This is a genomic window from Moorena sp. SIO1F2, from assembly GCF_010672755.1.
Lineage (GTDB): Bacteria > Cyanobacteriota > Cyanobacteriia > Cyanobacteriales > Coleofasciculaceae > Moorena.
Genome location: NZ_JAAHFV010000607.1, coordinates 1 through 2,021, shown reverse-complemented (window position 1 = coordinate 2,021; position 2,021 = coordinate 1). Strand labels below are relative to the sequence as shown.

The window sequence follows — 2,021 nt, the reverse complement described above, 5'->3', positions numbered from 1 at the left end:
CCTCACTAGTTTAATGTATTCAGGAAAAAAAATTGGCTTGGATACATAGACTAGTGTTTAATCATTAGGCGTTGCTTCTATAAATTACACAATAATTAGTTAGATAGGCTCTAATTAAGCGGTAAGGAATTTTACTTACCTTACCCTACTACCGAATTATTACTTTATACTCTCTAGTTGACGCCTTAGTAAAGAGGCTAACTTTTCTAGGGAGTTAGTCACAGTTATTCACTAACCCATACTCTTACACAAAAGCAGGTAACTCATGCTTCCTAACCACAGTTTACAAATCCCAGATAAATGGATCTGGGACTTCTGGCTAGCTCAAGATATTTCCGACTATCACTTATTTTACTTGCAAGCTTCTAAGGATTTACCGGATCCAGAAGACCGACATTGGCATGTTTCATTTGGTCACGCTGTTTCTCAGGATTTACGGCACTGGGAGATTCTACCAGATGCTATGAAGCCTGAAGCTTATGGTGACGTGGATGAGTACACTAATTGGACTGGCTGCGTAATTCGTCATGATGGCCTGTGGTATCTCCCATACACCAGCACTGATCGCAAAGAGCAAGGAAAAATCCAACGCATCAGCCTTGCGACCTCCAAAGATTTAATCCACTGGGAAAAACATCCGAAAAACCCGGTGATCGAGGCTGATAGTCGCTACTACGAGAAGTATGATCTCGAGCACCCTGAGAAAAACCTTTGGTTCGATGAAGCCTGGCGCGATCCTTGGGTGTTTCAGGATCCAGAAACAGGGGAATTTCATGCTTTAATTACTGGTCGCGTTAACTATGGTCCTGCTGAAAGTCGGGGCGTGATTGCTCATGCCACTTCACAAAACCTGATTGATTGGCAAGTATTACCACCATTAACTGAGCCTATGACGTTCGGGACTATGGAATGTCCGCAAGTGGTTCTTATCAAGGGGCGCTACTATCTGCTCTTCTCGATCCCCCCAGGAGAGTTTGTTGATAGTAACCTCACGGGAACGTTCTACATGGTTGCTGATAATCCTTTAGGACCATTTTCTGCTCCAAGGGCGCTCTGGGCTGATTCAGTGAAGCGGCTCTATTCCGGGAAACTGGTACAAGGTCCTGATCAGATCTGGTACTTTATGTCATGGCGTAATTTCGCTCTAGACGGGAGCTTTCTCGGCGATATCAGCGAACCTCTGGCGATCACAGTTGATGAGGAGGGCAATTTGATAGTGCTTGAACCAGCAATGGTTCATTAGACGTCTTCGGGAATTCAGCAATAGGCAATCGGAAACGAGGAAGAGGAATGATAGGGGTTCTCAGTTTGATGAGGTACATACTAAATTTATTCCCTCTCCTCTGTCGGTTCTCACTTCCATAGACGAAATGCTTAAGGGGGCACGGCCTGTGCCCCTAAAATTAATATGGTCAGTAACCAATTACCAATTACCGATTACCCATTACCCATTACCGATTACCAGAATGACTTTGCCTAACTGGATTACCTTTTCTCGCTTACTGGGGTTGCCCTTTATCCTATACTTCCTGAATCACCCAACTGACCAAAGCCGCTGGATCGGTTTCGGGATCTTTCTCCTTGCTGCTGGAACGGATTGGTTAGATGGTTATCTAGCTCGTAAACTGAACCAAATTACTGATTTAGGCAAATTCCTTGACCCATTAGTCGATAAATTTTTGGTACTCGCGCCCCTACTAGCATTAATTGAGCTAGGTCAGGTCCCCGCTTGGGGAGTCTGTTTGATTTTGGCACGGGAGTTAGCGATCGCAGGTTGGCGAGTTAACCCCAAGTTATCCGGTAGCACTAGCATACAGGGAGCCAATATCTGGGGTAAACTCAAAACCGTCAGTCAAATTAGTGCGATCGCACTTTTAATTGCTCCAACTCCCGACACCTGGATCATCCCATCCCTAGTCCTTTTCTGGCTATCGGTGGTCCTAACCTTAATCTCTGGTTTAGTTTACCTGTTACCTGCTAATATCTGGTCATCAACGGCAAAATCCACGTCAGCTTGATCA

At 44.9% G+C, this 2,021-nt stretch carries 2 protein-coding genes; both read left to right on the top strand.

Going from position 1 to position 2,021, the window contains the following annotated elements:
• The first annotated feature begins 265 nt into the window (after positions 1-265).
• The gene (locus F6J94_RS33315) at positions 266-1,243 is read left to right on the top strand and encodes a hypothetical protein (protein ID WP_293048109.1); all 978 of its coding nucleotides are present in this window, start codon (positions 266-268) and stop codon (positions 1,241-1,243) included.
• A 223-nt stretch (positions 1,244-1,466) separates the two neighbouring features.
• Entirely contained in the window at positions 1,467-2,018 is a 552-nt protein-coding gene (pgsA, locus tag F6J94_RS33310) for a CDP-diacylglycerol--glycerol-3-phosphate 3-phosphatidyltransferase (protein WP_293048112.1), read from the top strand.
• Positions 2,019-2,021 lie beyond the last annotated feature (3 nt).

What these genes read in the sequence shown, in the direction of transcription:
- F6J94_RS33315 (WP_293048109.1), top strand. Translation starts at nt 266, where the DNA reads ATGCTTCCTAACCACAGTTTACAAATCCCAGATAAATGGATCTGGGAC.
- pgsA (WP_293048112.1), top strand. Translation starts at nt 1,467, where the DNA reads ATGACTTTGCCTAACTGGATTACCTTTTCTCGCTTACTGGGGTTGCCC.